The 25,837-nt window shown below is 38.0% G+C and carries 27 protein-coding genes; 13 read left to right on the plus strand and 14 right to left on the minus strand.

Translation table 11 applies throughout. The annotated features are described in order from the left end of the window. The first annotated feature begins 38 nt into the window (after positions 1–38). The 5 genes from GWI58_RS00995 (at position 39) to GWI58_RS01015 (ending at position 4,563) form a co-directional block, all read left to right on the plus strand. Positions 39–1,373: a cytochrome ubiquinol oxidase subunit I gene (locus tag GWI58_RS00995; protein ID WP_049207938.1), complete on the plus strand. Its 1,335-nt coding sequence runs from the start codon at positions 39–41 to the stop codon at positions 1,371–1,373. Continuing rightward, positions 1,363–2,370, plus strand: a complete 1,008-nt coding sequence (gene cydB / locus GWI58_RS01000) for a cytochrome d ubiquinol oxidase subunit II (RefSeq protein ID WP_161768831.1) — start codon at positions 1,363–1,365, stop codon at positions 2,368–2,370. Before GWI58_RS00995 ends, cydB begins: the two co-directional genes overlap by 11 nt. Continuing rightward, entirely contained in the window at positions 2,351–2,512 is a 162-nt protein-coding gene (locus tag GWI58_RS01005; protein WP_004243187.1) for a DUF2474 domain-containing protein, read from the plus strand. Before cydB ends, GWI58_RS01005 begins: the two co-directional genes overlap by 20 nt. A gap of 287 nt (positions 2,513–2,799) precedes the next feature. Continuing rightward, entirely contained in the window at positions 2,800–3,660 is an 861-nt protein-coding gene (locus GWI58_RS01010; protein ID WP_004243188.1) for a siderophore-interacting protein, read from the plus strand. Between the two features lie 519 nt (positions 3,661–4,179). Further along, positions 4,180–4,563, plus strand: a complete 384-nt coding sequence (locus tag GWI58_RS01015; RefSeq protein ID WP_004243189.1) for a DUF805 domain-containing protein — start codon at positions 4,180–4,182, stop codon at positions 4,561–4,563. A gap of 269 nt (positions 4,564–4,832) precedes the next feature. Here the strand turns inward: GWI58_RS01015 and phoH are convergent, their stop codons facing one another. Further along, positions 4,833–5,618 carry a phosphate starvation-inducible protein PhoH gene (gene phoH, locus GWI58_RS01020; RefSeq protein ID WP_004243190.1) on the minus strand — a complete coding sequence of 262 codons (786 nt, stop codon included), beginning with the start codon at positions 5,616–5,618 and terminating at the stop codon, positions 4,833–4,835. Positions 5,619–5,964: 346 nt separating this feature from the next. Between phoH and GWI58_RS01025 the strand changes: the two genes are divergently transcribed. Further along, positions 5,965–6,408 (plus strand): methyltransferase family protein, encoded by a 444-nt coding sequence (locus GWI58_RS01025; protein WP_004248191.1) that lies wholly within the window; start codon positions 5,965–5,967, stop codon positions 6,406–6,408. 10 nt (positions 6,409–6,418) lie between these two features. On the opposite strand, the gene GWI58_RS01030 is transcribed toward GWI58_RS01025, so the two are convergent. Continuing rightward, a complete protein-coding gene (locus GWI58_RS01030) occupies positions 6,419–7,396 on the minus strand; it encodes an endonuclease (RefSeq protein WP_161768832.1) in 978 nt (325 codons plus the stop codon). A 254-nt stretch (positions 7,397–7,650) separates the two neighbouring features. Here GWI58_RS01030 and GWI58_RS01035 point away from each other — a divergent pair, with 254 nt between their 5' ends. After that, the gene (locus GWI58_RS01035; protein ID WP_004248195.1) at positions 7,651–7,833 is read left to right on the plus strand and encodes a hypothetical protein; all 183 of its coding nucleotides are present in this window, start codon (positions 7,651–7,653) and stop codon (positions 7,831–7,833) included. Between the two features lie 5 nt (positions 7,834–7,838). Here the strand turns inward: GWI58_RS01035 and GWI58_RS01040 are convergent, their stop codons facing one another. From GWI58_RS01040 to GWI58_RS01050, 3 genes are all read right to left on the minus strand, one after another. After that, complete coding sequence (locus GWI58_RS01040; protein ID WP_049200898.1) at positions 7,839–8,312, minus strand: threonine/serine exporter; 474 nt, start codon at positions 8,310–8,312, stop codon at positions 7,839–7,841. After that, on the minus strand, positions 8,303–9,106 hold the full coding sequence (locus GWI58_RS01045) for a threonine/serine ThrE exporter family protein (protein WP_161768833.1): 804 nt from the start codon (positions 9,104–9,106) through the stop codon (positions 8,303–8,305). Before GWI58_RS01045 ends, GWI58_RS01040 begins: the two co-directional genes overlap by 10 nt. A 266-nt stretch (positions 9,107–9,372) precedes the next feature. Next, complete coding sequence (locus tag GWI58_RS01050) at positions 9,373–9,777, minus strand: hypothetical protein (RefSeq protein ID WP_017628070.1); 405 nt, start codon at positions 9,775–9,777, stop codon at positions 9,373–9,375. Positions 9,778–10,090: 313 nt separating this feature from the next. On the opposite strand from GWI58_RS01050, the gene GWI58_RS01055 reads away from it, so the two are divergent. Continuing rightward, a complete protein-coding gene (locus GWI58_RS01055) occupies positions 10,091–10,762 on the plus strand; it encodes a hypothetical protein (protein ID WP_124725492.1) in 672 nt (223 codons plus the stop codon). 127 nt (positions 10,763–10,889) lie between these two features. Here GWI58_RS01055 and GWI58_RS01060 read toward each other — a convergent pair whose 3' ends face one another. The 4 genes from GWI58_RS01060 to GWI58_RS01075 form a co-directional block, all read right to left on the minus strand. Next, positions 10,890–11,327: a universal stress protein gene (locus tag GWI58_RS01060; RefSeq protein ID WP_004243203.1), complete on the minus strand. Its 438-nt coding sequence runs from the start codon at positions 11,325–11,327 to the stop codon at positions 10,890–10,892. A 66-nt stretch (positions 11,328–11,393) separates the two neighbouring features. Continuing rightward, positions 11,394–11,732: a hypothetical protein gene (locus GWI58_RS01065; RefSeq protein ID WP_004243204.1), complete on the minus strand. Its 339-nt coding sequence runs from the start codon at positions 11,730–11,732 to the stop codon at positions 11,394–11,396. Between the two features lie 115 nt (positions 11,733–11,847). Continuing rightward, positions 11,848–12,276: a universal stress protein gene (locus GWI58_RS01070; RefSeq protein WP_004243205.1), complete on the minus strand. Its 429-nt coding sequence runs from the start codon at positions 12,274–12,276 to the stop codon at positions 11,848–11,850. Positions 12,277–12,422: 146 nt separating this feature from the next. After that, positions 12,423–13,313: an NAD(P)H-hydrate dehydratase gene (locus tag GWI58_RS01075; protein WP_012367998.1), complete on the minus strand. Its 891-nt coding sequence runs from the start codon at positions 13,311–13,313 to the stop codon at positions 12,423–12,425. Between the two features lie 290 nt (positions 13,314–13,603). On the opposite strand from GWI58_RS01075, the gene GWI58_RS01080 reads away from it, so the two are divergent. The 4 genes from GWI58_RS01080 to GWI58_RS01095 all read left to right on the plus strand — a co-directional run bounded on the left by GWI58_RS01080 (position 13,604) and on the right by GWI58_RS01095 (position 16,280). Continuing rightward, positions 13,604–13,825 (plus strand): DUF2594 family protein, encoded by a 222-nt coding sequence (locus GWI58_RS01080; RefSeq protein ID WP_036905633.1) that lies wholly within the window; start codon positions 13,604–13,606, stop codon positions 13,823–13,825. Positions 13,826–14,103: 278 nt separating this feature from the next. After that, a complete protein-coding gene (locus GWI58_RS01085) occupies positions 14,104–14,466 on the plus strand; it encodes a hypothetical protein (protein ID WP_004248202.1) in 363 nt (120 codons plus the stop codon). A 217-nt stretch (positions 14,467–14,683) separates the two neighbouring features. Further along, entirely contained in the window at positions 14,684–15,661 is a 978-nt protein-coding gene (gene hemB / locus GWI58_RS01090) for a porphobilinogen synthase (RefSeq protein WP_012368000.1), read from the plus strand. 154 nt (positions 15,662–15,815) lie between these two features. Beyond that, the gene (locus GWI58_RS01095; protein ID WP_017628067.1) at positions 15,816–16,280 is read left to right on the plus strand and encodes an HIT family protein; all 465 of its coding nucleotides are present in this window, start codon (positions 15,816–15,818) and stop codon (positions 16,278–16,280) included. An 85-nt stretch (positions 16,281–16,365) separates the two neighbouring features. Here the strand turns inward: GWI58_RS01095 and GWI58_RS01100 are convergent, their stop codons facing one another. The 5 genes from GWI58_RS01100 to betI all read right to left on the minus strand — a co-directional run bounded on the left by GWI58_RS01100 (position 16,366) and on the right by betI (position 23,083). Next, entirely contained in the window at positions 16,366–17,643 is a 1,278-nt protein-coding gene (locus tag GWI58_RS01100; protein WP_161768834.1) for a cytosine deaminase, read from the minus strand. Continuing rightward, positions 17,633–18,883, minus strand: coding sequence for a cytosine permease (gene codB / locus GWI58_RS01105; protein ID WP_161768835.1), 1,251 nt, complete (start codon positions 18,881–18,883; stop codon positions 17,633–17,635). The genes GWI58_RS01100 and codB overlap by 11 nt, the downstream gene beginning before the upstream one ends. Before the next feature lie 384 nt (positions 18,884–19,267). Further along, positions 19,268–20,935, minus strand: a complete 1,668-nt coding sequence (gene betA / locus GWI58_RS01110) for a choline dehydrogenase (RefSeq protein ID WP_004250946.1) — start codon at positions 20,933–20,935, stop codon at positions 19,268–19,270. A 45-nt stretch (positions 20,936–20,980) separates the two neighbouring features. Continuing rightward, positions 20,981–22,456, minus strand: coding sequence for a betaine-aldehyde dehydrogenase (gene betB / locus GWI58_RS01115; protein ID WP_004243216.1), 1,476 nt, complete (start codon positions 22,454–22,456; stop codon positions 20,981–20,983). Positions 22,457–22,480: 24 nt separating this feature from the next. After that, positions 22,481–23,083 carry a transcriptional regulator BetI gene (gene betI, locus GWI58_RS01120; RefSeq protein WP_004248206.1) on the minus strand — a complete coding sequence of 201 codons (603 nt, stop codon included), beginning with the start codon at positions 23,081–23,083 and terminating at the stop codon, positions 22,481–22,483. Positions 23,084–23,292: 209 nt separating this feature from the next. Between betI and GWI58_RS01125 the strand changes: the two genes are divergently transcribed. Then, positions 23,293–25,335, plus strand: coding sequence for a choline transporter (locus GWI58_RS01125; protein ID WP_004248207.1), 2,043 nt, complete (start codon positions 23,293–23,295; stop codon positions 25,333–25,335). The last annotated feature ends 502 nt before the right edge of the window (positions 25,336–25,837 follow it).

Below are 25,837 nucleotides of genomic sequence, written 5' to 3' on the forward strand. Positions count from 1 at the left end.
ATCAGCGCGATTTGTATATCAAAATAATGAGGTTGTTTATGTTTGGGTTAAGTGCCTTTGATTTGGCGCGTATCCAATTTGCGTTTACCGTTTCTTTCCATATTATCTTCCCCGCAATTACTATAGGGCTAGCCAGCTTCTTAGCTGTCTTGGAAGGCTTATGGCTAAAAACTCGCAATAAGGATTATTTAGCGCTATTCCATTTTTGGTCAAAAATATTCGCTGTTAACTTTGCTATGGGCGTCGTCTCTGGTCTCGTTATGGCATATCAGTTCGGTACTAATTGGAGCTTTTTCTCCGATTTTGCCGGCTCTATCACCGGCCCTCTATTGACTTATGAAGTACTTACAGCATTCTTCTTAGAAGCTGGATTTCTAGGTGTGATGTTATTTGGCTGGAACAAAGTAGGTGAAAAATTACACTTTTTCGCCACTTGCATGGTGGCATTGGGTACATTAATGTCAACATTTTGGATTTTAGCCTCCAACAGTTGGATGCAAACACCACAGGGATTCGAAATCGTCAACAATCAAGTAGTTCCCGTTGATTGGCTAGCGGTTATTTTTAATCCTTCCTTCCCTTATCGTCTTGCTCATATGGGCGTTGCTGCATTTCTTGCTTCGGCATTCTTTATTGCCGCCTCGGCTTCATGGCATTTATTAAAAGGCAACAAGACATCTGCAATGAAGAAGATGCTCTCGATGTCTATATGGATTATCTTAATCTTAGCGCCTATTCAAGCACTTATTGGTGATATGCATGGTTTAAATACGTTAAAACATCAACCCGCCAAAATTGCCGCGATTGAAGGGCATTGGCAAAATAATCCTGGTGAGGCTACACCGTTAATTCTATTTGGTATACCGGATATGGATGAAGAAAAAACCAAATATGCCCTTCAAATTCCTTATTTAGGTAGCCTGATATTAACTCATAGTTTAGATAAACAAGTACCAGCACTAAAAGAATTTCCTAAAGATGATAGGCCAAATTCACTGATTGTTTTTTGGTCATTTCGTATTATGGTCGGTCTTGGCATGCTGATGATTTTAGTGGGTGTATGGGGCACATGGTTACGTTACAAGAAAAAATTATATCAATCTAACCTCTTCTTGAGATTCACTTTTCTAATGGCACCTTCAGGATTAATTGCCATTTTAGCGGGTTGGTTTACTACAGAAGTAGGTCGACAACCTTGGGTTGTGTATGGGATACAACGAACACGAGATGCGGTATCTGCTCATGGTGAAATGCATATGAGCATTAGCCTACTGATTTTCTTAATCGTTTATGGATCTGTATTCGGAATTGGATATGCCTATATGTTAAAACTTATCCGCAAAGGTGCGCCGGAGGTTCAAGATGGGAATTGATTTACCCGTTATTTGGTTCATCATCATCGTATTTAGCACATTAATGTATATTGTGATGGATGGTTTCGATCTCGGCATTGGCATGCTCTATCCTTTTATAAAAGAGAGAGAAGATCGCGATTTAATGATGAATACTGTCGCCCCAGTATGGGATGGCAATGAAACATGGCTAGTTTTAGGTGGTGCAGCGCTCTTTGGTGCGTTTCCTTTAGCGTATTCAGTGATCCTTGATGCTTTAGCTATGCCTTTAACTATCATGCTAGTTGCGCTTATTTTCAGGGGCGTTGCTTTTGAATTTCGCTTTAAAGCCGATGACACTCATAAGGTTTTTTGGGATAACGCTTTTATTGTCGGCTCTCTATTAACCACCTTTATGCAAGGTATAGTCGTCGGTAGTATTGTTCAAGGTTTACCCATTATTGACCGTACTTTTGCAGGAAGCTATTTTGATTGGCTATCACCCTTTGCCCTGTTTTGTGGCTTTGGTCTAGTCATTGCCTACTCACTGTTAGGGTGTGGCTGGCTCATTATGAAAACTCAAGGCCATTTACAACAGAGTTTGTATAAAGTGATCTTGCCATTAACGTTCGTTATGCTAGCAGTGATAGCCGTAGTCAGTTTATGGACACCATTAGCACAACCGGCGATTGCTGAACGTTGGTTTTTACTACCCAATATTTTCTTTTTCTTACCTGTACCACTGCTAGTGTTATATAGCGCTTGGTTGATTATTCGCGCAGTAAAGAAAAAAGGTCATTACTTACCTTTCTTTGCTTCTCTAGCGATTATATTTCTTGGTTTTACTGGGCTAGGGATTAGTATCTGGCCAAATATTATACCGCCGGCAATTAGTTTTATCGATGCATCAGCACCACCGGAAAGCCAAGGTTTTATGCTCGTTGGTGCGCTATTTATCATTCCCATTATTCTCGTTTATACATTCTGGAGTTATTACGTATTCAGAGGAAAAACCAATTATGAAGAAGGCTATCACTGATCCGAACCCTGAAACAAAACCCTCATTACTGAAAAAATGGGGTTGGTTAATTACCATTTGGTTTTGTAGTGTTTTAGCGCTATTTGCCGTTTCTTCGCTATTTCGTTTTTTAATGACGGCAGCGGGAATGAAAGTAAAGTAAAAAATCAATTAGGTAATATAAAAATAAAGCGGGATAAATTTCCGCTTTATATTAGTTAAAAAAATTCCTCTTTTTAACTCGCGTTACTGTTAGTGCCTCTCCCCTCATAAAAATACAAGCGCTTTAATTTGTTGATTTTTATTTTCTTTATTTACATCTTATTTGAACTACATCACGCTTCGACAAGTCAATCTTATTCATGGCTTTACTAAATTAGTGTTAATAGTGATAATGACTATCATTATTGATTGTAAATGATAATATATAACAAGTAATAAATAGCTTAGATGGGTTGGATAAACGTGAGTAATCAAGACAGCACACAACAAAAGAATATTTATCGTCCTGCACCGCCTCGTTTGGTGCAAGTAAAACGTATAGTAGATATCACGCCGGGCATGCGCTCTATTACCTTTACTAGCGATGACTTGGACAATTATCCAAGTCACACAGGTGGTGCCCATTTAAAAATATTTTTACCTGTAGAAGGCCAAACTAAACCAACAATTCCAACACTCACTGACAAAGGCCCTAGTTGGCCCGAAAACCAACCAAGAGCGATAGTACGAACTTACAGTGTGCGAGCTATTCGTCCTGAATTAAAAGAGCTTGATATTGAATTTGCGGTTCATGAAGATGCAGGTCCAGCCATTAATTTTGCTTTAAATGCCAAGGTAGGTGATTATATTGGCATTACTAATCCTGGAGGGCCTGATCCCCTATTGGCTCCCGCCTCTCATTACTATATGGCAGCCGATCCCAGCTCATTACCCGCTTTAATGGCATTAATTGAAACAATGTCACCCGATGTACAGGGTAAAGCGGTGATCCGCATAGAAAATGAATCCGATCGCCAAATTATTGATGCTCCTCAGGGACTAGAAATTGTTTGGTTAGTCGGCTCTGTTGAAACACAAACTCAGCCTCTGATTGATGAATTTATCTCTTGGTCGTTACCAAAGGAAGATGTGGCATTTTGGATCGCCGGAGAAGATAAAATTATCCGTGCACTAAGACGTTATATTCGTCGTGATAAAGGCTATGAGCGCGGACAGATTTATGCTATCCCTTATTGGCGTTTTGGCTTTAATGAAGAAGGTTATCATGCAGAGCGTCATCATGTTATGGATAATGAAGATGTAAGCTAAGCGTATTTTAGATAAAACGAGTTGGCTGTACCGGCAGCATATTAAGACCCTCATTTAATATGCTGCCTTTTTATAGGAATGATAATAGCGAAGAAATCTTTAATATTTAACTTATATAAACAATAATTCACCTAACACAACTCCTGACAAAACAAACAAAAAAACCATCAACTCATCAAAATTAAATAAATAACAGAAATAAAACCCAATTTACACTGTCAATTCAAACAAAAAAATATAAACCATTAAGCCAATCAAAATCTTTCACTAAAATAATATTTAATTATTATTGAAACAGAACAGTAATTTAATTATTATACCGCAGCTTGACGTTACTCTTTATTAGCTAAAAATAACATATTGAACTTAATTTATTTATATTTTTAGAGTGAGAATTCAAAAACAATAGCAAATAATAATTTTATTATCTTCAATTGATTATTAGAATTTGACTGAGTCAAAAAATAATAGAGATTAACCTAAATCTATGTATTTTTACTATTGAATTAAGGATGAAAAATGAATTGGTACTTAGAGGTTATTAAAAATAATTATGCTAATTTTTCAGGTCGTGCGCGTCGAAAAGAATATTGGATGTTTATAGTGGTAAATACCATTATTTTAGCTGTGTTATATGGGATCATGTTCTCTTCTATTGACAGTTATACTGGTGAAATGAGTGGTACAGGCTTTGCTGCTTTGATTATTATCGGTATCTACTCTTTAGCAACTATTATTCCTAATATTGCGGTCACAGTGCGCCGTTTTCATGACCAAGATAGATCTGGTTGGATGGTTTTATTATCATTTATTCCTTTCGTTGGCGGACTGATCCTGTTTATTTTTATGTGCTTAGATGGCACTAGAGGTGAAAATAGATTTGGTCTTGATCCTAAAGCCTAATAGCTAATTAATTTCTATCTTAATACAGTGAGTAAACTATTTATATAATTTACTTACTGTGTTGATTCTCCTTTCTCTTACAGTTACTTCTCTTATCCCCTATTAGCATAGAATTTTATGCCTGATTATTTTAAGTAATATTATCCACATACTATTATGCCCATGTATGCCATATAGTAATTTAAATAACATGAATGTTTTTTATCGGCAGCATATTAATACCCTAATTTAATATGCTGCCTTTTTTATTGCTATGCTAAAGAAATATTTTAATCACTATATGCTGCTAATACATGCTGACATAGACTAGAACGCACACAATCTTCTTCATTAAATTTAATGACACCAACACGCTCATTAGCTTGAAAACGACTTAGTGCATCTGCTAATCCTGAATTTACATTGGCAGGTAAATCGCATTGCGTAATATCACCGTTAACAATCACTGTCACATTTTCTCCCATTCGCGTTAAAAATAATTTCATTTGATTAATGGTGACATTTTGCGCTTCATCCAATATGACAAATGCATTTTCAAAAGTGCGTCCTCGCATATAGGCAAATGGGGCTATTTCAACTTTGCCGATTTCAGGCCGTAAACAATATTGTAAAAAAGAGGCGCCTAAACGTTTAACTAATACATCATAGACAGGACGAAAATAAGGCGCGAATTTTTCTGCTATATCGCCAGGAAGAAAACCTAAATCTTCATCAGCTTGTAATACAGGCCGAGTAACAATAATTCGCTCTATCTCTTTATTAATAAGGGCATCAGCAGCCATTGCTGCACTTAAAAACGTTTTACCACACCCCGCTTCCCCTGTCGCAAAAACCAAATTTTGATGTTTAATAGCGTTCATATATTGGCGTTGAACTTCATTACGAGGAGAGAGTGTTCGTTGATCACGTTTCTCTCTCGCCATACCAATTGTTTCTAGATCCCCAAATCCTGGTAAAACCATAACATTATCTCGATGGGCGGCATTACGTTGCTCTTTACGTAATGTACGTTTATTTTCTCTACGTAAACGTGTTGCTGCTTTTTGTCTACTCATAATGGTATTTACCTTTGTTAGTCTCAAAAAGTCATCAGATCAATCATTGTTTGACTAGAAAATAAGGTGAGCCTCCCTCAGACTCTATTGCGCTGTAGAAAACAAAAAAGCCGGTCACAAACTTGAGCATTAAACATCAATGCACAGTTGCTACCAGCTTTGTCTTGGTGATTTAAAATTTTGATTGCTTCTGTCATTCATATTCCCCATCATGGAGTTAGAGTGAAAATTAACGAAGCTTTATGACAGTATAATGACAGAACAAAAATTTTTTCAATATTTAAGTCATTAATAACGCGATTAAGTTAACATTTTGCTAACAAAGAGCGCTATTGAGGGGAATAAAATGCGTTTTTTAAAATTACCTTTTATTTATTGGCTGCTACTCAATTGCATCCCATTTATTGGCTTTGAACTACACTCAGGCAATATAAAACCCGGTGTTTTTTTCTATTTAGGTGCCCTAACGATCATCACTTCAGGGATTTGGCTATTTTTCTGCCTTTACTTTTTTATCAAACATAATACATCCCCTAACCCTCACCAGACACCGCGCCAGTTAGTCACCACAGGTCCATATAAAATAAGTAGAAATCCTATGTATCTTGGCTTTCTCGATATTAGTATTGGGCTGTTTTTTATTTTTGGTAACTGGGGATTTTTAGGGGCTGCGCTTGCCTTCTACTTTATTACCGATCGCTATACTATTGTGCAAGAAGAGAAAATATTAAGTGAGCGGTTTCCACAAGCGTGGCGACAATATTGCCGCCACGTTCGACGCTGGATATAACAGATCTAGACTAAAGCGCTTTACAGTTATTTGCTAATCGGTAACCCGCTTTAGTTGCTTCATTTTCGGTTTTAAAATATACCGCATTTTTATCTGACATGGTTCTATAACCAGTACAGTGTGAAAAATGATAAATTTTACTATTTAGATTACCTTTGATCTGCTCATCTTGGGAGACTGTGGGCGCTTTAGGCATATCTATTTTGTCAGTTGTAGGACGATATGTTGCAATTAATCCTGCACCACTATTTTTATGTCCTAACTGCCACTTCATTTGTCCCGTAACAAAGGGATTATGATGCCCAACAATGTTAGCAATTCGATTATCTCGCTCTCTTTCCCACGGTGTTGGTGGGTAAGCTTTATCCCATGCCATAAAAAGCTGTTGTTGTTGACGTGACATTGAGAGGTTATAACGATCATGCAAGTAGAAATAGACACGTGCAACTTGACCTTTCACCTCATTACGAGGCTCAAAGGTGCGAGAAGCAAAATCGACCCGACTGCGACACTGGCCATATTGATAAGGCGCTTGAGATGATAATTGACCAAAGCTAAAATTACTGCGATCACCATTCACCTCTCCAATCGAAGGCGCTAGATTATGTAAATCAGCCTCAATTTTGCCAAAAATAGGATCGTTTTTAACACAGTTAGCTCGCCCACCATTTTGCCAGCATTGACGTTGATGACCAAAAACCCAAGCAGGGACGATATGTTCCCATTCAATGCGTGAAGCTCGGGTGGCTTGTGCCCTCACTTGATAACCACAACTGGCTAAATTAACACGTCCCCCCGATTTTCCTACCCACTCCCAATGACAACCACAATACAGCGTACCTTGGTTGTTTTGATTTTGATCATAATAAATGCGTTCTCTGGCTAGCTGTTTTGCTTTAGTGAAATTTTCCGGTGCCTGTGCGGATACATTTAGCGTAATAATAAATAAACCTAACGCTAAAACAATATAGTGTAATATTTTTCTCAAAGTGCTATCTACCTTATACTCTCTTTTATTAAACCTAATAAGATTTATTATTAAATAACCAACTAATAATCTTATTTTTATTTGCGCTTACCATACCTTTTTTATTTATTTGAAGATATCTTTTTAATTCATTTTTTGATGGATTTACTAAAACAATACAAATGAAAAGTGCTAGAAAAAGGCGCTATTCATGTCATTGTGTAAAAACATCTTTGCTATGGTTTAAAGATTGGTATTTTAATGGAATAGATAAAATGAATGAGAATATGCTGAATTTAATGAATGAGCTCGTCGAAATAACCAAAAAGCATGCGAACAATGAAGATGTTAAAGCGCATGCTAATTTAGAGTCAGAAAATAAATTAAGAATTCAAATTATTATTTCTGGTAAAAACGAACTGGATATTACATTAAATTCGCTACAACATGCGGTATAAAGCATTTATACACTGGGGCGTTTACGATATAACCACAATCCAGGTAAAGATAGTCCAATAGAAAGAGCACCCACAATAAATGAAGCTTTAAGAAAATTAGTCACTAAAGCTTCAAAAATTTCTTCGCTATAGCCTATTTGAGTCAACTTCACCACGGAGATCATCGCAACATAAGCATTGATCCCAGGAAACATAGGAATAATTGCTGCAACAGTGAAAACTTTTGGATGAGCTAACCACCAGCGTGACCATTGAATACCTATACAACCGACTAGAATAGCGGCACAAAAGCTTGCCCACTCAATATTCATACCACTTATCATTAATACCGTACGAGAGCCATGCCCTATTGCACCTAACAACGCACAATATTTTAATGCACGTAACGGTACATTAAATACCATTGCAAACCCCACCGCAGGTATTGCCGCTAAAATCATATCTTCAATTAGCGTTATAATAATGTTGATTATGCCCAATCTCTTAACTCCCATACTGCCATCGCTAAAATAACCCCTAAGCAGGTAGCAAGTGTTAACATCGTCGCCATCGCCCAGCGTGCGAGTCCTGTATTAACATGACCTTTAAACATATCAGCAACAGCATTAATTAAAGGAAATCCAGGAACTAATAATAGAACGCTCGCGGCCATTGATATAGTGGCAGTAACTTGAAAATAAGGGAGTTTTAGCAATAAACCTGATACTGATGTCGCAACAAATGCCGTGATACAAAAGTTGATTAAAGGATTTACTTGACGATGAGTAAGGAGCTGACGAACCCACATTCCCATTCCTCCGCCCAAAGCAGAGACTAAAAAGCCATCCCAATCACCGCCATTCAATTTGGAAAAACATCCACAAGAAAGTGCAACCATAACAATAATTATCCAACGTGGATAACGTAGTGGTTGGATATGTTCAAAACGTTTCCTTGCTTCATCAATATCCGCGAGATGATGCTCAACTAAAATAACAATGTGCTGAACTTCGGTAACAACATGCATATTGATACCACGATCAACAATTTTTCGTGTTGAGGTTTGGCAATGACCATTAACTATTGTCGTTAATACCACCGCATTGGCTGAAATAGCCGTTTCAACTTGATGAACGCCTAAAGCCAGCCCAAGTCGCGTTGAGAGCTGTTCAACCAACATACTTTCAGCACCATGTTGTAACAACAATAGCGCCGTTTGAATACATAATTTCGTAATTTCACGCTGTTTATCTTGTGAAATGGCATATTCTTCAGCCATTATCTGATTATCCATACTACGCCTTAGTATTTATCAAAAAACGCGCCATAACCAATTGAAAGCTTATCAGTATAGTTCAATCATGACGCTATCGTCTTTCTATACTATTATGAATAATTAAAATATTTAAGGCTGAAAGTAGATCAAAGTTTTATCCATCTTGGTACTACCATAAAAGTGTATTCTTACTATTGAACTACAAAATCAAAAACAACAAAGGCACCGAAAATATTAGTGCCCCATAAATACGAGTATATTTTTTATTTCTGAGGGATGATGGTTTAAGCTAATAAACTATTGGCTTTGAGATAAGCCCCATCAAGGGTTTCTTCAACAAAGATAGGTACACCGTACACCGCAGAAACAACGGGAGATAACTGCATCAGTTGCTCTTTATCATTTGTTTGTTGATTGACGGTCATGATCATTCCAGCACAATATTGACTTAATGGCATTTTCCCTGTTTTCAGCCAGCGTCTAACGGCTTTCATGCCCTCCATATCCTCTTGTTCATTTTTCTTGTTGATAGGTGGGTAAACCAATACAAAGTTTTGTTTTTGAGCAAGCACTAAGTCCATTTCAGCAATCCAGTTATTAGCATGCTCTAACGTTTCTGGGAAAACCTGCATGGTAATAATGGGAAATTGGTCAACAGACATTATTGTAAAATTGTTATTATTCAACATATTGTTATCTCTCAGTCATTATCTTCACTTTAGATTAGAATAATTATCATTTACATTCAATAAAAAGGCTCTTTATTAGTGCACTGATCGCATTAATAGACAATTTTTATCAGCAATAAATTTCTATCGACTTATATTTATTCTTTTAATATATAAAACACTATAATTATTTTATATATTCTTTATAATTATTTTATTTTTAATAAATAAGCTATTCATAAAATGACCACTTTATAAATTTGAAAATATATTTGAAGTCATTTAAAGATTATCATGACAGAATTCATTAATTTATAACTAAGAGAAAATTAATATGGTAAGTTTCTTGAGAACAAAGTCCGCTGTCTTATTATCAATAGTTATTTTTCCTATTTTCTTTTTATTATCAGGCTGTTTTTCATTCGGGTTAATGTTATCAACTGAAAATGATAATGGCTATCATCGTTCTCATTGGAAAGGCGATTCAATTACCGCACTCTCTCTAGCAAAAGATAGTAACGGTACTAGCGGATGGGTATTTATTGGTGAGCATTTTGATTATTTATTAATAAGAGGTGGAGATAACGCAGTAAATATTTTAAGAGATCCTCTTATCCACCATGATAAATTGAGCGTAGAAAATCCAGTTGAATTTATTATTGATAAGCAAAAGAAGCAATTTAATGGGAAAATTAAAATAAATTATAACTGGATAACTCAAACCGATAAAGAAGCAGCATTAACTTATGGTTTTATATGTAAAAAAGATATAAACACCTGTTCACTAAAAATAGATAATTTACTTGGAACAGTTCATCAAAAAAATAAAGAACAAAAAAATGAGTATTTACTACCTTTTAACCATCCCTTTAATGTTGAATTCTACCAATACAAAGAAAATCTTATTGGTGCCAGCACACCAAGAATATTATTACCCGTTACTTTGGCGCTAGATATAGTTACATCTCCTTTACAATTGCTGATGATCCCAATACTAAGCAAGTAGTATCGATAAAATAATTGATTATCAAACACTAAATATTCTAGTTTGATTAATAAGGAGATAGCGTTACCTCTATCTCCTTTTATACCATATTATACTATGATGTTAGCCTATTTCATCGCTTATAGGATTAACGCACAACTAACACAGATTGTTTGGCGTAAGCCACAATTCCTGATGCATTAGAGCCTAATAAATGAGTTGAAATGCTAGGACGACGAGAGCCAACGACAATTAAATCCGCTTTAATTTTTTCTGCCAGCTCTAACACTTTATCTCTTGCTGAGCCAAATGCGGCAGAGAAATCAACTTGCTCTTTAGGTAAATCTACAGAATTAGCTAATTCTTGCAGTTGTTCTTGAACTCGTTCAATCGCTTTATTAGCAAAAGAGCTTAACATATCATAATGGTAGCTATAACTAATTGAAAAACGTGAAACATCAGGAATAGCATGAAACAAATGGATCTTAGCCCCTTCAAGCTTTGCAATATAAACAGCGTGTTGTAAAGCCTTTTCGGTTAATTCATCTTCTGAAATATCCACGGGCACTAGAATTGTCTTATACATAGCAACTCCTCATTATTAATTATCGTCTGTTTGTTATTTTGATTTTTTCAACCAACAGTATGATTGCTAATCCTCTTCAAGATGCCATTTATGTAATTGTCGATGAATAAAGGGTGTCACTACTAATCCAATCGATAAAATAAAAACACACTGAAGAAACAAACCATAAATCGCAATAAAAAAACGCCCTGTTGGTGTTGCAGGCGCAGGCTCTACCGGTTGACCACTTAACATTGATATTGCGTTTAATGAGGACTCCATAAAAGTATGTCCTTCAATAAAATAGAACCCTAGCACGCCCGGTAATAATCCTAAAAAAAAGAATACAGTACCTATTATATAGTAGCGTAGAATACGTAGAATAAAATGGTCGAGCCTTAAAAGTTCTTGTGTAAATTTTTCCATCCCATTGACTCTATTAATGCGCAACCCAATGAAAATAATTTAATAATGATAAAATAGATAATTTAAAAGAGAAAAAATAGGTTATGAAACCTCATAACCTATTAACATGTGTCAATTAACGAACCACTAACACAGAAATATCTGCATAACGAACAACGCCTGCAGCCGTAGAGCCTAATAAATGTGTGCTAATGTTGGGTCTGCGAGAGCCGATAACAATTAAATCTGCTTGAATATCTTTTGCTGTCGTTAAAATTTCATCACGGGGAGAGCCGAAAGTGACAGTGTAAGCCACTTTTTCAGCAGGCAGATCCACCGAATCCACCAGCATTTGCATATCATTTTCGGCTTTTACTGTCGCTTTGTCTTTAATTTCGGGATAACCCAGTGAATAAGCATTAATAATGGCTGAAGAGATAGGAAGCACATGAATAAGATGTAAATTAGCTCCTGTTTCTTTGGCTAAATAAACCGCATGGCGTACTGCTTTACTGGTTAACTCTTCTTCTACAATATCGATAGGCACTAAAATTGTTTTATACATAATAACTCCTCTCAACTCTCCATTTGCCTTAATAGTATCGCAATAACCTCAAGATTACTGTGAGTCAATTAACTAAAACCAACCTAATATCAATTATCAATCGGCTTTAAGTATTAATGAGTTACTACAAAAAATAAACTACTCAGTTAAAATAAATCAGTGCTGTGCTGTTGGTGGGTTGCCCACATTTGGTTGCGAACCGCACGGATGGTATCAATAAGCTCTGATGCGGTTAATCCTATTGGCCCTATTCCTTGTTTTATTAATTGGTCTGCGGCTATACCATGTATCCATACAGCACTCGGCACAGCCTCTGCGATTGGCATACCTTGTGCTAAAAAACTTGCCATGACACCGGTTAATACATCACCGCTCCCTGCTGTCGATAATCCACTGTTCCCTGTTGTATTTACTGTGATATTTCCTTGAGGTGAAGCAATCACCGTTCCTTGTCCTTTCACTATGGCCCAACAATGATATTGGCGTGTAATTTCTATTGCAGCTTGTTGACGGTTATTTTGAATATCAGCAACATCACAATGAAGTAAAGTTGCGGCCTCTTTCGGATGGGGCGTTAATACACAATTAGCGGTTAAATTCGTGTTAATATGCGATAAGTTTAATTGAGCCAATAACACCAGCGCATCGGCATCAAAAACATAAGGTATTTTCTCGTTACGTTGTGCTAGTACTGTAGTCAGCAATTGTTCCGAATCAGATGAGAGCCCTAAACCGCAGCCAATCGCCCATGCTGATATTTGTGGTTGCTCTAATAATGTTATGGCTGTTTGTAGCATCAGTTCGGGTGCACTATCAATAAAAGGCAGTGGCAATTGTGGTTGTGCAAAGCCCAAAAAGACTTTACCACACCCTGCTTTAAGCGCACTTTTTCCCGCTAAAACAATCGCACCACTCATGCCTTCTGAGCTGCCGATAATGGCTAATGTACCAAAAGTGCCTTTATGTGTATTCCCCATATTTCGCTGAGCGAGTGCAGGATAGTGAGATATTGCTTGTAATAGTTGCTCTCTGTTCATCTATTATTCCTCATATTCCTCACCTTTTATTGCTGAGTGTTTATTTTTATATCAAACCGCATTAAATGGTAATGGCTAATTTAAAGTATAGCGTGATATCGATGACATAATCATAATAAGAGTGTGCTAGCGGAAATGATTTCTTATCTACTATTTATTTATTCGTTTTATTCATTTATTTCTTTTATGGGCGGTAAGAAAAGCTATTCATACCAGATGAATACAATGTTATTCTGTTACTAGGCATTATTTTTAGGTTAATAAACAAACGATATAAAGGGAAATTCACCATGAATGAGAAGTTTAAAACACAAGCAGATGTTGAAACATTAGCGCAAGAAGTTGCATGCCTAAAAACGCTTGTGACTTATATGTTAAAAGCATTAGGTCAAGCAGATGCTGGACGCGTTATCTTAAATATTGAGCGAGCTATTTCCGAAGTTGCTGATGAACAACAAGCAGAAACCTTCCGCAACACATTAAGCCAAATTAAAACAGCTTATCGTCAATAATGATATTGACGTCATCAAAGTGCAATTGCGCATGATTTTAATTTATTGTCGCTTCTTTTTGTGCTGCACAAATAAGCAAAAAGTAAATCTGAAAAGTCTATATACTTAATTCCGAAATAAACCATTCTTTATTCATTTAACTGCCCCTCTATTGTTATAGAGGGGATTTTTTTATCTGTAATAAATAACTAATGTTAATCCTATTCTGATTTAACGCTATATGGGTTTATATGTTACACTTACAGTGTACGCACCAAAAATAAACCATGAGGCTTATAATGAAACCACTTCTGTTATCCCTGCTTTTACTTCCTGCTGTTGCATTTGCTAACCCAAGTAAAATGGCTGAAGATTATTGCAATACATTCAAAGATATCTCAGTAAAAGCTTATGATACTAATGAAGCACCTGAGAAAATCGCCAAAGACGCATTAGCAACATTGAAATCTCAAAACTTTGATTTTGCAAAACTAGATGCAACGGAAGCTGATTTTTCTAATGGCACCGTTGAAGTTGTTAAATCTTTACGTGATGCAAAAGCAGAAATTGGTTCACGTGAAGAGTTCCAAGAAGGCTTAACGCAAATTGTTGCGGCATGTAAAATTCAAATGGATTCTGTTTTACAAGAGCAGAAAAAATAATCCATTGACTGCCTTAAATGATTAAGCGCAGAGTCCAAGGAGCAGAAATAATCCTGCTCTTTTTTTATTAAAACTCCCCTATTTCATTTCTTACGTTTAACCCTGCTAACTTTTCCCTGCCGCTATTTATTGTGCATGATAGTATCCATCTATTGCGATTAAGGTTTATAATACTTTAGTAAATAATCATTAGAACTGGCCATAACAAGGAGATATTGTGAGCAACGAACAATCCATCCAGCGATTAAGAAGACTACGCCAGTCAGAGAACCTGCGCGCGCTGTTTCAAGAAACGACACTCAGCAAAAATGATCTAGCCCTACCTATTTTCGTTGAAGAAGGCTTAGAGGATTATCAGCCGATCAAAAGTATGCCAGGTGTGGTACGTATTCCTGAAAAACGCCTTGCTTATGAAATTGAGCGTATCGCTAAAGCGGGTATCAAAACGGTCATGACCTTTGGTGTCTCACACCATCTTGATGAAACAGGTAGCGACGCTTGGAAAAGCGACGGTCTAGTTTCTCGCATGTCTCGTATTTGTAAAGATGCTGTACCAGAAATGATTGTTATGTCAGATACTTGTTTCTGTGAATATACTTCACATGGGCACTGTGGCGTTTTACATGGTGAACATGTCGATAATGATGAAACTATCCATAATTTAGGTCTACAGGCGGTTGCCGCCGCACAAGCTGGTGCTGATTTTATTGCTCCCTCTGCCGCAATGGATGGTCAAGTTGCCGCTATTCGTGCTGCATTAGATCAAGCAGGATTTACCGATACCGGTATTGTTTCCTACTCAACTAAATTTGCTTCTGCATTATATGGCCCATTCCGTGATGCTGCTGGCTCTCGCTTAATTGGTGATCGTAAAACATATCAAATGAATCCGATGAATCGTCGGGAAGCTATCCGCGAATCATTGATTGATGAGCAAGAAGGTGCGGATATGTTAATGGTTAAGCCTGCTGGTGCTTATTTAGATATTATTCGTGATGTTCGTGAACGTACACTATTACCGTTAGCAGCCTACCAAATTAGTGGGGAGTATGCGCAAATCAAATTTGCTGCATTAGCGGGTGCTATTGATGAAGATCGCGTGGTAATGGAAACACTAGGCTCCATTAAACGCGCAGGTGCTGATTTAATTCTCTCTTACTTTGCGCTTGATTTAGCAGAAAGAAATCTACTTTAATCACCCTTGTATCTAGATGACAAGTGAATAGATCACTAGGAATCTTCAGTATATGACTAACCCCACCACTAAAAACATGGCGGTTAGATACGCTAAATACTTCAAGTTATAACGATAATTTGAAGTATTTTTCACCCTATATTATGAGGCGACTATGGATAACTGTATTTTCTGTCAAATTGTAGCGGGAAAAGCACCTTGCCATAAAATTTGGGAGGATGAACATCATCTTGCGTTTCTTTCAATCTTCCCTAATACCAAGGGTTTTACGGTTGTTATTCCGAAAAAACACTATCCAAGTTATGCTTTTGATTTAAGCGATGAAGCCTTAGCGTTATTGATCATCGCCACTAAAAAAGTGGCAAAAATCCTAGATAAAACATTCCCAGATGTGTCACGCACGGGGATGTTTTTTGAAGGTTTTGGCGTTGATCATGTTCATAGCAAACTCAGCCCAATGCACGGTACGGGTGATATGACAAAATGGGCGCCCATTGAAAACAGACAAAAAATTTTCTTTGATAACTACCCTGGCTATCTTTCATCTCATGATTTTGAGCGCGCAAATGATGAGGAATTAGCGCAATTAGCTGCGCTTATTCGCCAAAATAGTCAGTAATTGATCCAGCCATAATAAACTAATAGCAATAACGGATAAGCATTTATTACTTATCCGTTATTAGTTAATATTACACAATTATTCTTTATTTATACGTAATTGGCGTTGGCTTAGCTAACATAATTTCTGTCTTAGCCGGCTCGGTTTGTGCAATCACTTTACCGTGACGAATAGAGTAACGTACAGGGACTTGACGACGTAACGCATCAAAACCATTTTCAGCAGGAAGAATAATAAAGTTAGCACTATTACCGACTTCCACACCATAATCCGTTAATGCCAATGTTTTTGCACTATTATGACTGATAAGTTGTAATCCATTATCAATTTGCCCATAGCCCATTAACTGACAAACATGTAACCCCATATGCAGCACTTGTAGCATATTTGCTGTACCTAATGGATACCATGGATCAAAGACATCGTCATGACCAAAGCAAACATTAATACCACTCGCTAACATCTCTTTGACACGGGTGATCCCTCGACGTTTTGGATAACTATCAAAACGCCCTTGCAAATGGATATTCACTAATGGATTGGCTACAAAATTAATGCCTGACATTTTTAATAAACGAAATAAACGCGAAGTATAAGCGCCATTATAAGAGTGCATAGCGGTTGTATGACTTGCTGTCACCCGTGAGCCGATATTTTCTTTATGTGCTAATGCAGCAACGGTTTCAACAAAACGCGATTGTTCATCATCAATTTCATCACAATGCACATCAATAAGTCGATCGTATTTCAGCGCTAATGCGAAGGTTTTATGTAGTGACTCCACGCCATACTCACGGGTAAATTCAAAGTGCGGGATTGCCCCCACAACATCCGCACCTAATTTCAAGGCCTCTTCTAATAATGCTTCGCCATTAGGGTAAGATAATATCCCTTCTTGGGGAAATGCCACAATTTGTAAATCAACCCAAGGTTTGACTTCTTGTTTGACTTCTAACATGGCTTTTAAAGCCGTTAACGATGCATCAGAAACATCAACATGGGTTCTTACATGCTGAATACCATTGGCGATTTGCCATTGTAATGTTTGCCACGCCCGTTGTTTAACATCATCATGGGTGAGTAATGCTTTTTTTTCTGCCCAACGCTCAATACCTTCAAATAAGGTTCCTGATTGATTCCAGTTTGGCTGTCCTGCTGTCTGCGTGGTGTCTAAATGTATATGAGGTTCAACAAAAGGAGCGTGAACCAATCCACCTTGTGCATCTAACCCTTGGGGATGAAAATCGCTTTGCGGTTGTGGCTCAATGGCTGCAATCTGGTTATTTTTAACTGTAATGCGCCATAAACCTTCTTTTCCAGCTAAACGAGCATGATTAATTTGTTCTATATTTTTACCCAGCATGACTTATCTCCGCTTGTCGAGCTGTACGACGATTTAATATTGGATTTAATACCGCGTAACTGATTGCGCCACCTAACACGGCATTAACAGGTACGATCCCTGGTAACCAGTGACCGGCAGCAATACCGATAGCCACAGCAAGTAAGGCTACCCAGTTCACATTTTGCATATTGTCAGCATTGAATTGATTATACCGCGCTCTATTCATCAGATAATCTGCAATAATAACGCCACCTACAGGGGGGATCGCCGCGGATAGAAAGGTTAACCAACCAACAAAATTATTATAAAGCCATAGCGCACACAATGTGCCGATAATGCCATTAACCACAGATAACTTTTTACTGGATAACCCTGTGATATTGGCAAAACCTAATCCTGATGCATATAACGCATTATCATTGGTCGTCCAGATATTTAAACCTAATACAATGATCGCCGGCAGTAATAAACCTTGCGCTATCATCACATCGGAGATATCCGCCATGCCTAATGATGCCGCTCCCGCAGCACCAAAGACAAACATCAAAGTATTTCCTAAGAAAAAAGCCACAATAGCGACAATCACGGCAATTTTAGGGTTACGCCCAAAACGAACAAAATCCGCCGTTAATGTACCGGCACTAATAAAAGAGCCTACCACCATGGCAAGGGCTAAATTAAAATCGAGTTGTTCGGCAGGCTTCACAGCCATTAGTGTATTAAGCCCTCCCATATCATGTACCGCAAGATATACCGAGTAACTTCCTAGGATAGCAATAGCAGGAACCGCAATAATGGAGAGAATAGTTAATGCAGAGATACCAAAAAACACAGTGATAGTCATTAAAATTCCTGATATCGCAATCAGGAGATTAATATCAATCCCCGTGGCTTTACCAACGGGAATAGCAAACATCGCAACACCAACACCAAACCAACCGACTTGTGTACCACCGAGTAAAAATGAGGGGAGCCAAGAGCCTTTAATACCAAAAGAGTAACGAGCAAGAAGATGAGTGGTGAGACCTGTTTTAGAACCAATAAAACCAAGAAATGCGGTGTAAATACCAAGGAGAAGATTACCGATAAGAACTGCGAGGAAGAAATCATTAAAGGAGAGACCAGTACCAAGAGCGCCGCCAGTCCACATACTGGCTGAAAAAAACGTTAATCCCAACATCACAAAGGTTAACGCTAATCCACCCTTTCTTGCGGATATGGGCACCGGGCCCTGACTATAATTGTTGTCCTGAGACACTTTAACCCCCTATTCATTTCACCAGGCCAAAAAATCTGACGCATTCTATCGGCATAAAAATTTTATGCAAACGTTTTCGTACTCTGTTTATGATAATTAATGGGATCGGTGATAGAAAAAATTGATATATCTCACATCAATCCTGATGTTATGGTTGTTTTACTTGAGTCACTCGACTTATTTAAAATGATTGTAAAAAGGAGATTGCTTTAGAAATATTTATGATAACAATGGAAAGTTCATAATCATTTAATTATGAAAAAATACATAAATAATATTTAATAAAACTTAAAAAAATAAAATAATAACGAAAAAAGAAGCTTTACTTTCAGTCACAAAAAAGAGGAATTTTCATTCCTCTTGACTATTGTTTTGATAAGTTAATTAATTTCTTCTGGCAGGTGAATGTCCAGCAACATAGTAATCTGCTTGGCTTGCTGGCAATGGTTTAATGCCTTTAATTTTGTCTGCCATTTTTTCAGCAATCATAATGGTTGTCGCATTTAAATTGCCAGTAATTATATTGGGCATAATGGAAGCATCAATAACTCTTAAGCTTTCTATACCATGAACGCGTCCGGCACCATCTACGACGGCCATTTCATCATTTCCCATTTTACAACTACCACAAGGGTGAAATGCTGTTTCTGCCCGCTCACGCACAAAAGCATCCAGCTGTTCATCCGTTTGAATATCTTTCCCGGGACTAATTTCTTCACCGCGATAGGGATCTAATGCAGGTTGCGCCATAATTTCTCTCGTGATACGAATAGCAGCCCTAAACTCTTGCCAATCTTGCTCTGTTGACATGTAATTAAACAAGATGCTTGGATGCTGATGTGGATCTCGTGAGGTTATTTTTATACGTCCGCGACTAGGCGAACGCATCGACCCCACATGAGCTTGAAAACCATGCACTTCCACTGCATTACTGCCATTATAATTAATCGCCACTGGTAAAAAGTGAAACTGAATATTTGGCCAAGCAAACTTTTCACTTGAGCGAATAAAACCCCCTGCTTCAAATTGATTGCTCGCCCCAATACCCGTTCCTTTAAATAACCACTCGGCACCAATTTTAGGTTGGTTATACCATTTTAACGCCGGATAAAGTGAAACGGGTTGTTTGCATTCATATTGCAGATACATCTCTAGATGATCTTGCAAATTCTGCCCCACGCCCGGTAAAACATGTACTGGCGAAATATCAAACTCATTGAGAACATCTTCAGGGCCGACACCTGAGCGTTGTAAGATTTGTGGTGATGCAATCGCCCCGGCACAAAGCAGTATTTCTTTACGTGCTTTCACATGCTGTGGCGTGGTATTAGTTCCTTTAAAATAGCGCACACCACTTGCTTTTTTACCTTCGAATTCAATAATATCGGTTGTAGCATGTGTCTCAATAGTTAAGTTTTTGCGCGATTTAGCTTGGTCAAGATAACCCCGTGCCGTACTGGCTCGACGCCCATGGGGGGTTACCGTTCTATCCATAGGGCCAAATCCTTCTTGCTGATAACCATTGAGATCGTCAGTTCTAGGATATCCAGCTTGTACACCGGCTTCGACCATCGCATGGAATAAAACATTATTCCCCTTTTTCGGTGTAGTCACACTAACAGGCCCACTATCACCATGATAATCATTAGCCCCAATATCTCGGGTTTCAGCTTTACGAAAATAGGGTAAGCAATTTAAATAATTCCAATCTTCAAGGCCAGGTAATTTGGCCCACTCATCAAAATCCATCGCGTTACCACGAATGTAACACATACCATTAATGAGTGATGATCCTCCTAATCCTTTACCTCGCCCGCACTCCATGCGGCGGTTATTCATATGTGGCTCAGGCTCTGTTTCATAAGCCCAATTATAGCGTCTACCCTGTAACGGATAAGCTAATGCTGCTGGCATTTGTGTGCGAAAATCGAACCTGTAGTCCGGTCCTCCAGCTTCAAGGAGCAGCACAGTAACATCAGGATCTTCTGTCAAGCGGGTAGCAAGAACGTTACCGGCTGAACCAGCACCGATAATAATGTAGTCATAGACCATTGTTATCTCCTCTGTTTCAGTCATTAAAATTAAAAATAGAATGGATTAAAAAACGGATGAAAACTCCCCAAGTTCAACTTGAATAGATTTAATTTGAGTGTAATTTTGTAGTGTGACAAGCCCATTTTCACGGCCAACACCGGAATGTTTATAACCACCAACAGGCATTTCTGCTGCAGATTCACCCCAAGTATTGATCCAGCAAATTCCGGCTTCTAATTGATGTATAACGCGATGTGCCGTTGTCAGATCTCGAGTCACCAAGCCTGCGGCTAATCCATAGACACTATTATTGGCGCGTAAAATAACTTCATCTTCTGTTTGATAACTTAAAATGCTCATTACAGGGCCGAAGATTTCGTCCTGTGTGATTTTCATATCATCAGTACAATCGGTAAATACCGTTGGCGCCACATAAGCCCCTTTCGCCAATGCACCAGCGAATAAACGTTCACCACCACAAAGTAGTTTTGCACCTTGAGCTTTACCTAACTCGATATAGCTTAAAACTTTTTCAAGATGAGGGAAGCTGACTAATGGTCCAAAGTTGGTATCCATTTCCAGTGGTGATCCAACGCGAATACGAGAGACACGCTCAATGATTTTAGCTTCAAAAGCTTGTTTTAACTTTTCTGGCACAAATACGCGTGTTCCATTGGTACATACTTGTCCTGAACTATAGAAATTAGCCATCATGGCGATATCAGCTGCGGTATCAAGATCGGCATCATCAAAAATAATTAACGGTGACTTACCACCTAGCTCCATAGTGACATCTTTTAAGCTTGATGAAGAAGCGCTCGCCATCACTTTTTTCCCAGTATCGATCCCACCCGTAAATGAGACTTTAGCGATATCAGGGTGCTGCGTTAGCCATTGCCCTACAGTGGCATCACCCGTGACCACATTAAATACCCCTTGAGGCAAGCCCGCTTCAGTATATATTTCAGCCAATTTTAATGCCGTTAATGATGTCATTTCACTCGGTTTAAAAATCATCGCATTACCTGCTGCTAATGCAGGTGCTGATTTCCATAACGCAATTTGAATTGGATAATTCCATGCACCAATGCCGGCAACAACACCTAATGGCTCACGACGGGTGTAAACAAAAGCGCTGTCACGTAGTGGGATCTGCTCCCCTTCTAGGGCAGGAATAAGACCCGCATAGTATTCCAATACATCAGCACCGGTGACAATATCGACATAACGTGTTTCAGACAGGGGTTTACCGGTGTCTAACGTTTCTAAATGCGCTAACTCATCATTACGTTCACGTAAAATATCCACGGCACGTCGAAGAATACGGGAGCGTGCCATCGCAGGCATAGCAGCCCATATTTTTTGTCCTTGCTTTGCACTTTCTACCGCCCAATTAATATCTTCTTCACAGGCTGATTGTAAATGTGCAATCACCTCACCTGTAGCAGGATTAATTGCGGCAAATTGTTCACATTCAGGTTGTGCGCAATCAACATATCCACCATGAATATAAAGCTTGTGTAACGGTGGGTTTTGCATATTTTCTCCTTTATAGTGAGTAAGTTAAGTCTGTTTATCCTGGCAAAGATTAAGTTGCATATCGATATACTCATCAGTAATTTTTTTTGCTTCTGCTAACGAAAATGGCTCCTCGCTAAGGGCACTACGTAGCCATAAACCATCGATTAAAGCGGCCAAGCCTTTGGCGGCTAAGCGTGCTTTATCTTTTGTTAACGCACGTCCAAATTCATAACAGAGATTAGAGTACAAACGTCTATCATTAACCTTTTGTAAACGATGCAAATTAGGCTGATGCATGCTACTTGCCCAAAAAGCCAGCCAAGTTTTCATTGCGGTTTCACTGGTTTGTGACGTATCAAAGTTACCATCGACAATGGCTTGAATACGCAATTTAGGCTCAGCATCGCTTAAAATACGTAATCGCATTGCGACGGCAAAACCTAACTGATATTGGATATGGCGCATTGCCGCTTCCAATAAACCATTTTTATCACGGAAGTAGTGGCTTATAATGCCATTAGATACCCCGGCCTTTCGTGCAATTAATGCAATGCTGGCATCTTGCATTCCGACCTCATTAATCACCGCTAATGTCGCCTGAATTAATTGCTGTTTACGTATCGACTGCATCCCTATCTTCGGCATGTTTTCAAGACCTAAAAAATACATTGAACACTTTTATTAAACGTTTTTTTAATTGAACATTCAATCAATATTAACTATTGTTTATCACAATTAATTCACAAATGACATAAGGAGCAGATCGTGAAAATTTGAATCTTTGCATATAAATCAATTGATTAGCAAAGAATGCAACTTTTAACTTTTAGATGAATAAATTTTTGGAATTTCTGATGACAACTCTTAATAGCTCAAAAAAACCACAGAAAGATAAGCTCAATTCTGTTGTTTTTTTCGCTTCCGCAACGCTGATTTTAGCGTTCTCTTTTTTCACTATTTTAATGACAGATACCGCCAATGCATGGATCATTAAAACACTAGGTTGGGTATCAAAAACCTTTGGTTGGTACTATTTATTAGCGGCAACTTTGTACATTGTTTTCGTTATTTTCGTTGCCACATCTCGCTTTGGTAATATTAAATTAGGCCCAGAACAGTCAAAGCCTGAATTTAGTGTATTGAGCTGGTCTGCTATGTTGTTTGCCGCGGGGATCGGGATTGACTTAATGTTTTTCTCAGTCGCTGAGCCTATTACCCAATATATGCTACCGCCTACTGGCGAAGGTGAAACAATAGAAGCAGCCCGTCAGTCGATGGTGTGGACATTATTCCACTATGGCCTGACGGGCTGGTCTATGTATGCACTGATTGGTATTGCACTCGGGTATTTTAGTTATCGTTATAATTTACCCTTGACCATCCGCTCGGCACTTTATCCTATCTTTGGCAATCGTATTTATGGCCCCATCGGTCATACTGTCGATATTGCTGCCGTATTGGGTACTATTTTTGGTATTGCCACCACCTTAGGTATTGGCGTAGTACAACTTAATTATGGGTTGAAAGTTCTCTTCGATTTACCGCAAGGGTTAGGTGTACAAGGTGGTTTAATTCTACTTTCCGTAATTATGGCGGTGATCTCAGCCACATCAGGCGTCAATAAAGGCATACGTATTCTTTCAGAATTAAATGTATTACTCGCTTTAGGGTTAATTTTATTTATCTTATTTGCTGGTGATACTGAATTTTTATTAAATGCGTTAGTACTTAATGTCGGTGATTATGTAAACCGATTCTTAGGAATGACACTAAATAGCTTTGCTTTTGATAGACCGACGGATTGGATGAATAGCTGGACACTTTTCTTCTGGGCTTGGTGGGTTGCTTGGTCACCTTTTGTGGGCTTATTTTTAGCACGTATCTCAAGGGGGAGAACTATCCGTCAATTCGTTATAGGCACCTTGATCATCCCTTTTGTATTCACGCTATTATGGTTGTCTATCTTTGGTAATAGTGCACTTTATGAAGTGATCCACGGTAATCAAACCTTTGCTGAAACAGTATTAGCCTCACCAGAAAAAGGCTTTTATTCTTTACTTGAACTCTATCCGGGATTTGGTTTAACCGCTTCCGTAGCGACTATTACAGGATTACTTTTCTATGTAACCTCTGCAGACTCCGGTTCATTAGTTTTAGGTAATTTCACTTCTCAACTGAGTGATATAAATAATGATGCCCCAAATTGGCTGCGCATATTCTGGTCTATCGCTATTGGTCTATTAACATTAGGTATGTTAATGGCAGACGGGGTTTCTGCTTTGCAAAATACCACGGTTATTATGGGATTACCTTTTAGCTTTGTTATTTTCTTTATTATGGCAGGACTATATAAGTCATTAAAAGTAGAAGATTTTAGACGCGTCAGTTCATTAAACACCAATGCGCCAGCGCCTCTTTATGGTAACACCACCATGAACTGGAAACAGCGTCTAGGTCGTGTGATGAATTTCCCAGGTACTACCTATACCCAACGGATGTTAGATTTAGTTTGTACCCCAGCGATGCAAGATGTGGCTAATGAGCTGTCATTACGTGGTGCAAATGTCTCGTTTAATCTTTACCCGCTGGAAGAAGAGCCTCGTTTAAACCATTTAGAATTAGTGGTTGATTTAGGCCAAGAGCAGCATTTTATTTACCAAATATGGCCACAAAAATATTCAGTACCTGCATTTACTTATCGTGCTCGTCGAGGTAAATCCCATTATTACCGACTAGAAACCTATTTATGGGAAGGTTCACAGGGTAATGATTTAATGGACTATACCAAGGAGCAAGTGATCAGTGATATTCTCGACCAATATGAAAAACACTTAAACTTTATTCACTTAAGTCGTGAAGCGCCCGGTGCAACATTAACATTTCCAGAATCAAATTAATTAGCGACTGAGCTATCTTATCTCTCAAGGGAACCCGTTTTATCGGTTCCCTTTTTTATTAGCCTGCATCACACACCTTATGCAATACATCGCTATTTTCTGACTTTATTTCATGTTGACATGCTTAAGCTAATTCCTAAAAACTGACCTAACAGTGAATAAATAATCAAAATTAAAACATATTTATTTACTTATTGTGTTTTTTTAGTAATCTACATAAACAATAAAAATGTAGAATAATTTACTTGGGAAACATCACATGAATCGTCGTTCATTTTTAACATCATCAAGCTTAGTGATCGGGGGACTTTCATTAAGTTCGTTTGTTAGCGCTGCCTATGCCGCAGAAACTTCAAACCGTAAACGTATATTTAACCGAGTTAAGGACAGCGCATACATTTATCATCGAAAAGTTACAAAATACGTATTTATACATATTAAAGGCCTTACATTATTTTCTGTATGATTAAATATTGTCGTCGGTGTTTAAACACTAAAATAT

It is taken from the genome of Proteus sp. G2674, assembly GCF_009915195.1.
Classification (GTDB): domain Bacteria; phylum Pseudomonadota; class Gammaproteobacteria; order Enterobacterales; family Enterobacteriaceae; genus Proteus; species Proteus mirabilis.

What these genes read in the sequence shown, in the direction of transcription:
- betI (WP_004248206.1), bottom strand. Translation starts at nt 23,083, where the DNA reads ATGCCGAAGATAGGGATGCAGTCGATACGTAAACAGCAATTAATTCAG.
- GWI58_RS01065 (WP_004243204.1), bottom strand. Translation starts at nt 11,732, where the DNA reads ATGGAAAAATTTACACAAGAACTTTTAAGGCTCGACCATTTTATTCTA.
- GWI58_RS01125 (WP_004248207.1), top strand. Translation starts at nt 23,293, where the DNA reads ATGACAACTCTTAATAGCTCAAAAAAACCACAGAAAGATAAGCTCAAT.
- GWI58_RS01010 (WP_004243188.1), top strand. Translation starts at nt 2,800, where the DNA reads ATGGGTTGGATAAACGTGAGTAATCAAGACAGCACACAACAAAAGAAT.
- betA (WP_004250946.1), bottom strand. Translation starts at nt 20,935, where the DNA reads ATGGTCTATGACTACATTATTATCGGTGCTGGTTCAGCCGGTAACGTT.
- GWI58_RS01055 (WP_124725492.1), top strand. Translation starts at nt 10,091, where the DNA reads ATGGTAAGTTTCTTGAGAACAAAGTCCGCTGTCTTATTATCAATAGTT.
- GWI58_RS01025 (WP_004248191.1), top strand. Translation starts at nt 5,965, where the DNA reads ATGCGTTTTTTAAAATTACCTTTTATTTATTGGCTGCTACTCAATTGC.
- GWI58_RS01085 (WP_004248202.1), top strand. Translation starts at nt 14,104, where the DNA reads ATGAAACCACTTCTGTTATCCCTGCTTTTACTTCCTGCTGTTGCATTT.
- betB (WP_004243216.1), bottom strand. Translation starts at nt 22,456, where the DNA reads ATGCAAAACCCACCGTTACACAAGCTTTATATTCATGGTGGATATGTT.
- phoH (WP_004243190.1), bottom strand. Translation starts at nt 5,618, where the DNA reads ATGAGTAGACAAAAAGCAGCAACACGTTTACGTAGAGAAAATAAACGT.
- GWI58_RS01095 (WP_017628067.1), top strand. Translation starts at nt 15,816, where the DNA reads ATGGATAACTGTATTTTCTGTCAAATTGTAGCGGGAAAAGCACCTTGC.
- GWI58_RS01045 (WP_161768833.1), bottom strand. Translation starts at nt 9,106, where the DNA reads ATGGATAATCAGATAATGGCTGAAGAATATGCCATTTCACAAGATAAA.
- GWI58_RS01080 (WP_036905633.1), top strand. Translation starts at nt 13,604, where the DNA reads ATGAATGAGAAGTTTAAAACACAAGCAGATGTTGAAACATTAGCGCAA.
- GWI58_RS00995 (WP_049207938.1), top strand. Translation starts at nt 39, where the DNA reads ATGTTTGGGTTAAGTGCCTTTGATTTGGCGCGTATCCAATTTGCGTTT.
- GWI58_RS01015 (WP_004243189.1), top strand. Translation starts at nt 4,180, where the DNA reads ATGAATTGGTACTTAGAGGTTATTAAAAATAATTATGCTAATTTTTCA.
- GWI58_RS01100 (WP_161768834.1), bottom strand. Translation starts at nt 17,643, where the DNA reads ATGCTGGGTAAAAATATAGAACAAATTAATCATGCTCGTTTAGCTGGA.
- GWI58_RS01070 (WP_004243205.1), bottom strand. Translation starts at nt 12,276, where the DNA reads ATGTATAAAACAATTTTAGTGCCTATCGATATTGTAGAAGAAGAGTTA.
- cydB (WP_161768831.1), top strand. Translation starts at nt 1,363, where the DNA reads ATGGGAATTGATTTACCCGTTATTTGGTTCATCATCATCGTATTTAGC.
- GWI58_RS01075 (WP_012367998.1), bottom strand. Translation starts at nt 13,313, where the DNA reads ATGAACAGAGAGCAACTATTACAAGCAATATCTCACTATCCTGCACTC.
- GWI58_RS01060 (WP_004243203.1), bottom strand. Translation starts at nt 11,327, where the DNA reads ATGTATAAGACAATTCTAGTGCCCGTGGATATTTCAGAAGATGAATTA.
- GWI58_RS01050 (WP_017628070.1), bottom strand. Translation starts at nt 9,777, where the DNA reads ATGTTGAATAATAACAATTTTACAATAATGTCTGTTGACCAATTTCCC.
- GWI58_RS01035 (WP_004248195.1), top strand. Translation starts at nt 7,651, where the DNA reads ATGAATGAGAATATGCTGAATTTAATGAATGAGCTCGTCGAAATAACC.
- GWI58_RS01005 (WP_004243187.1), top strand. Translation starts at nt 2,351, where the DNA reads ATGAAGAAGGCTATCACTGATCCGAACCCTGAAACAAAACCCTCATTA.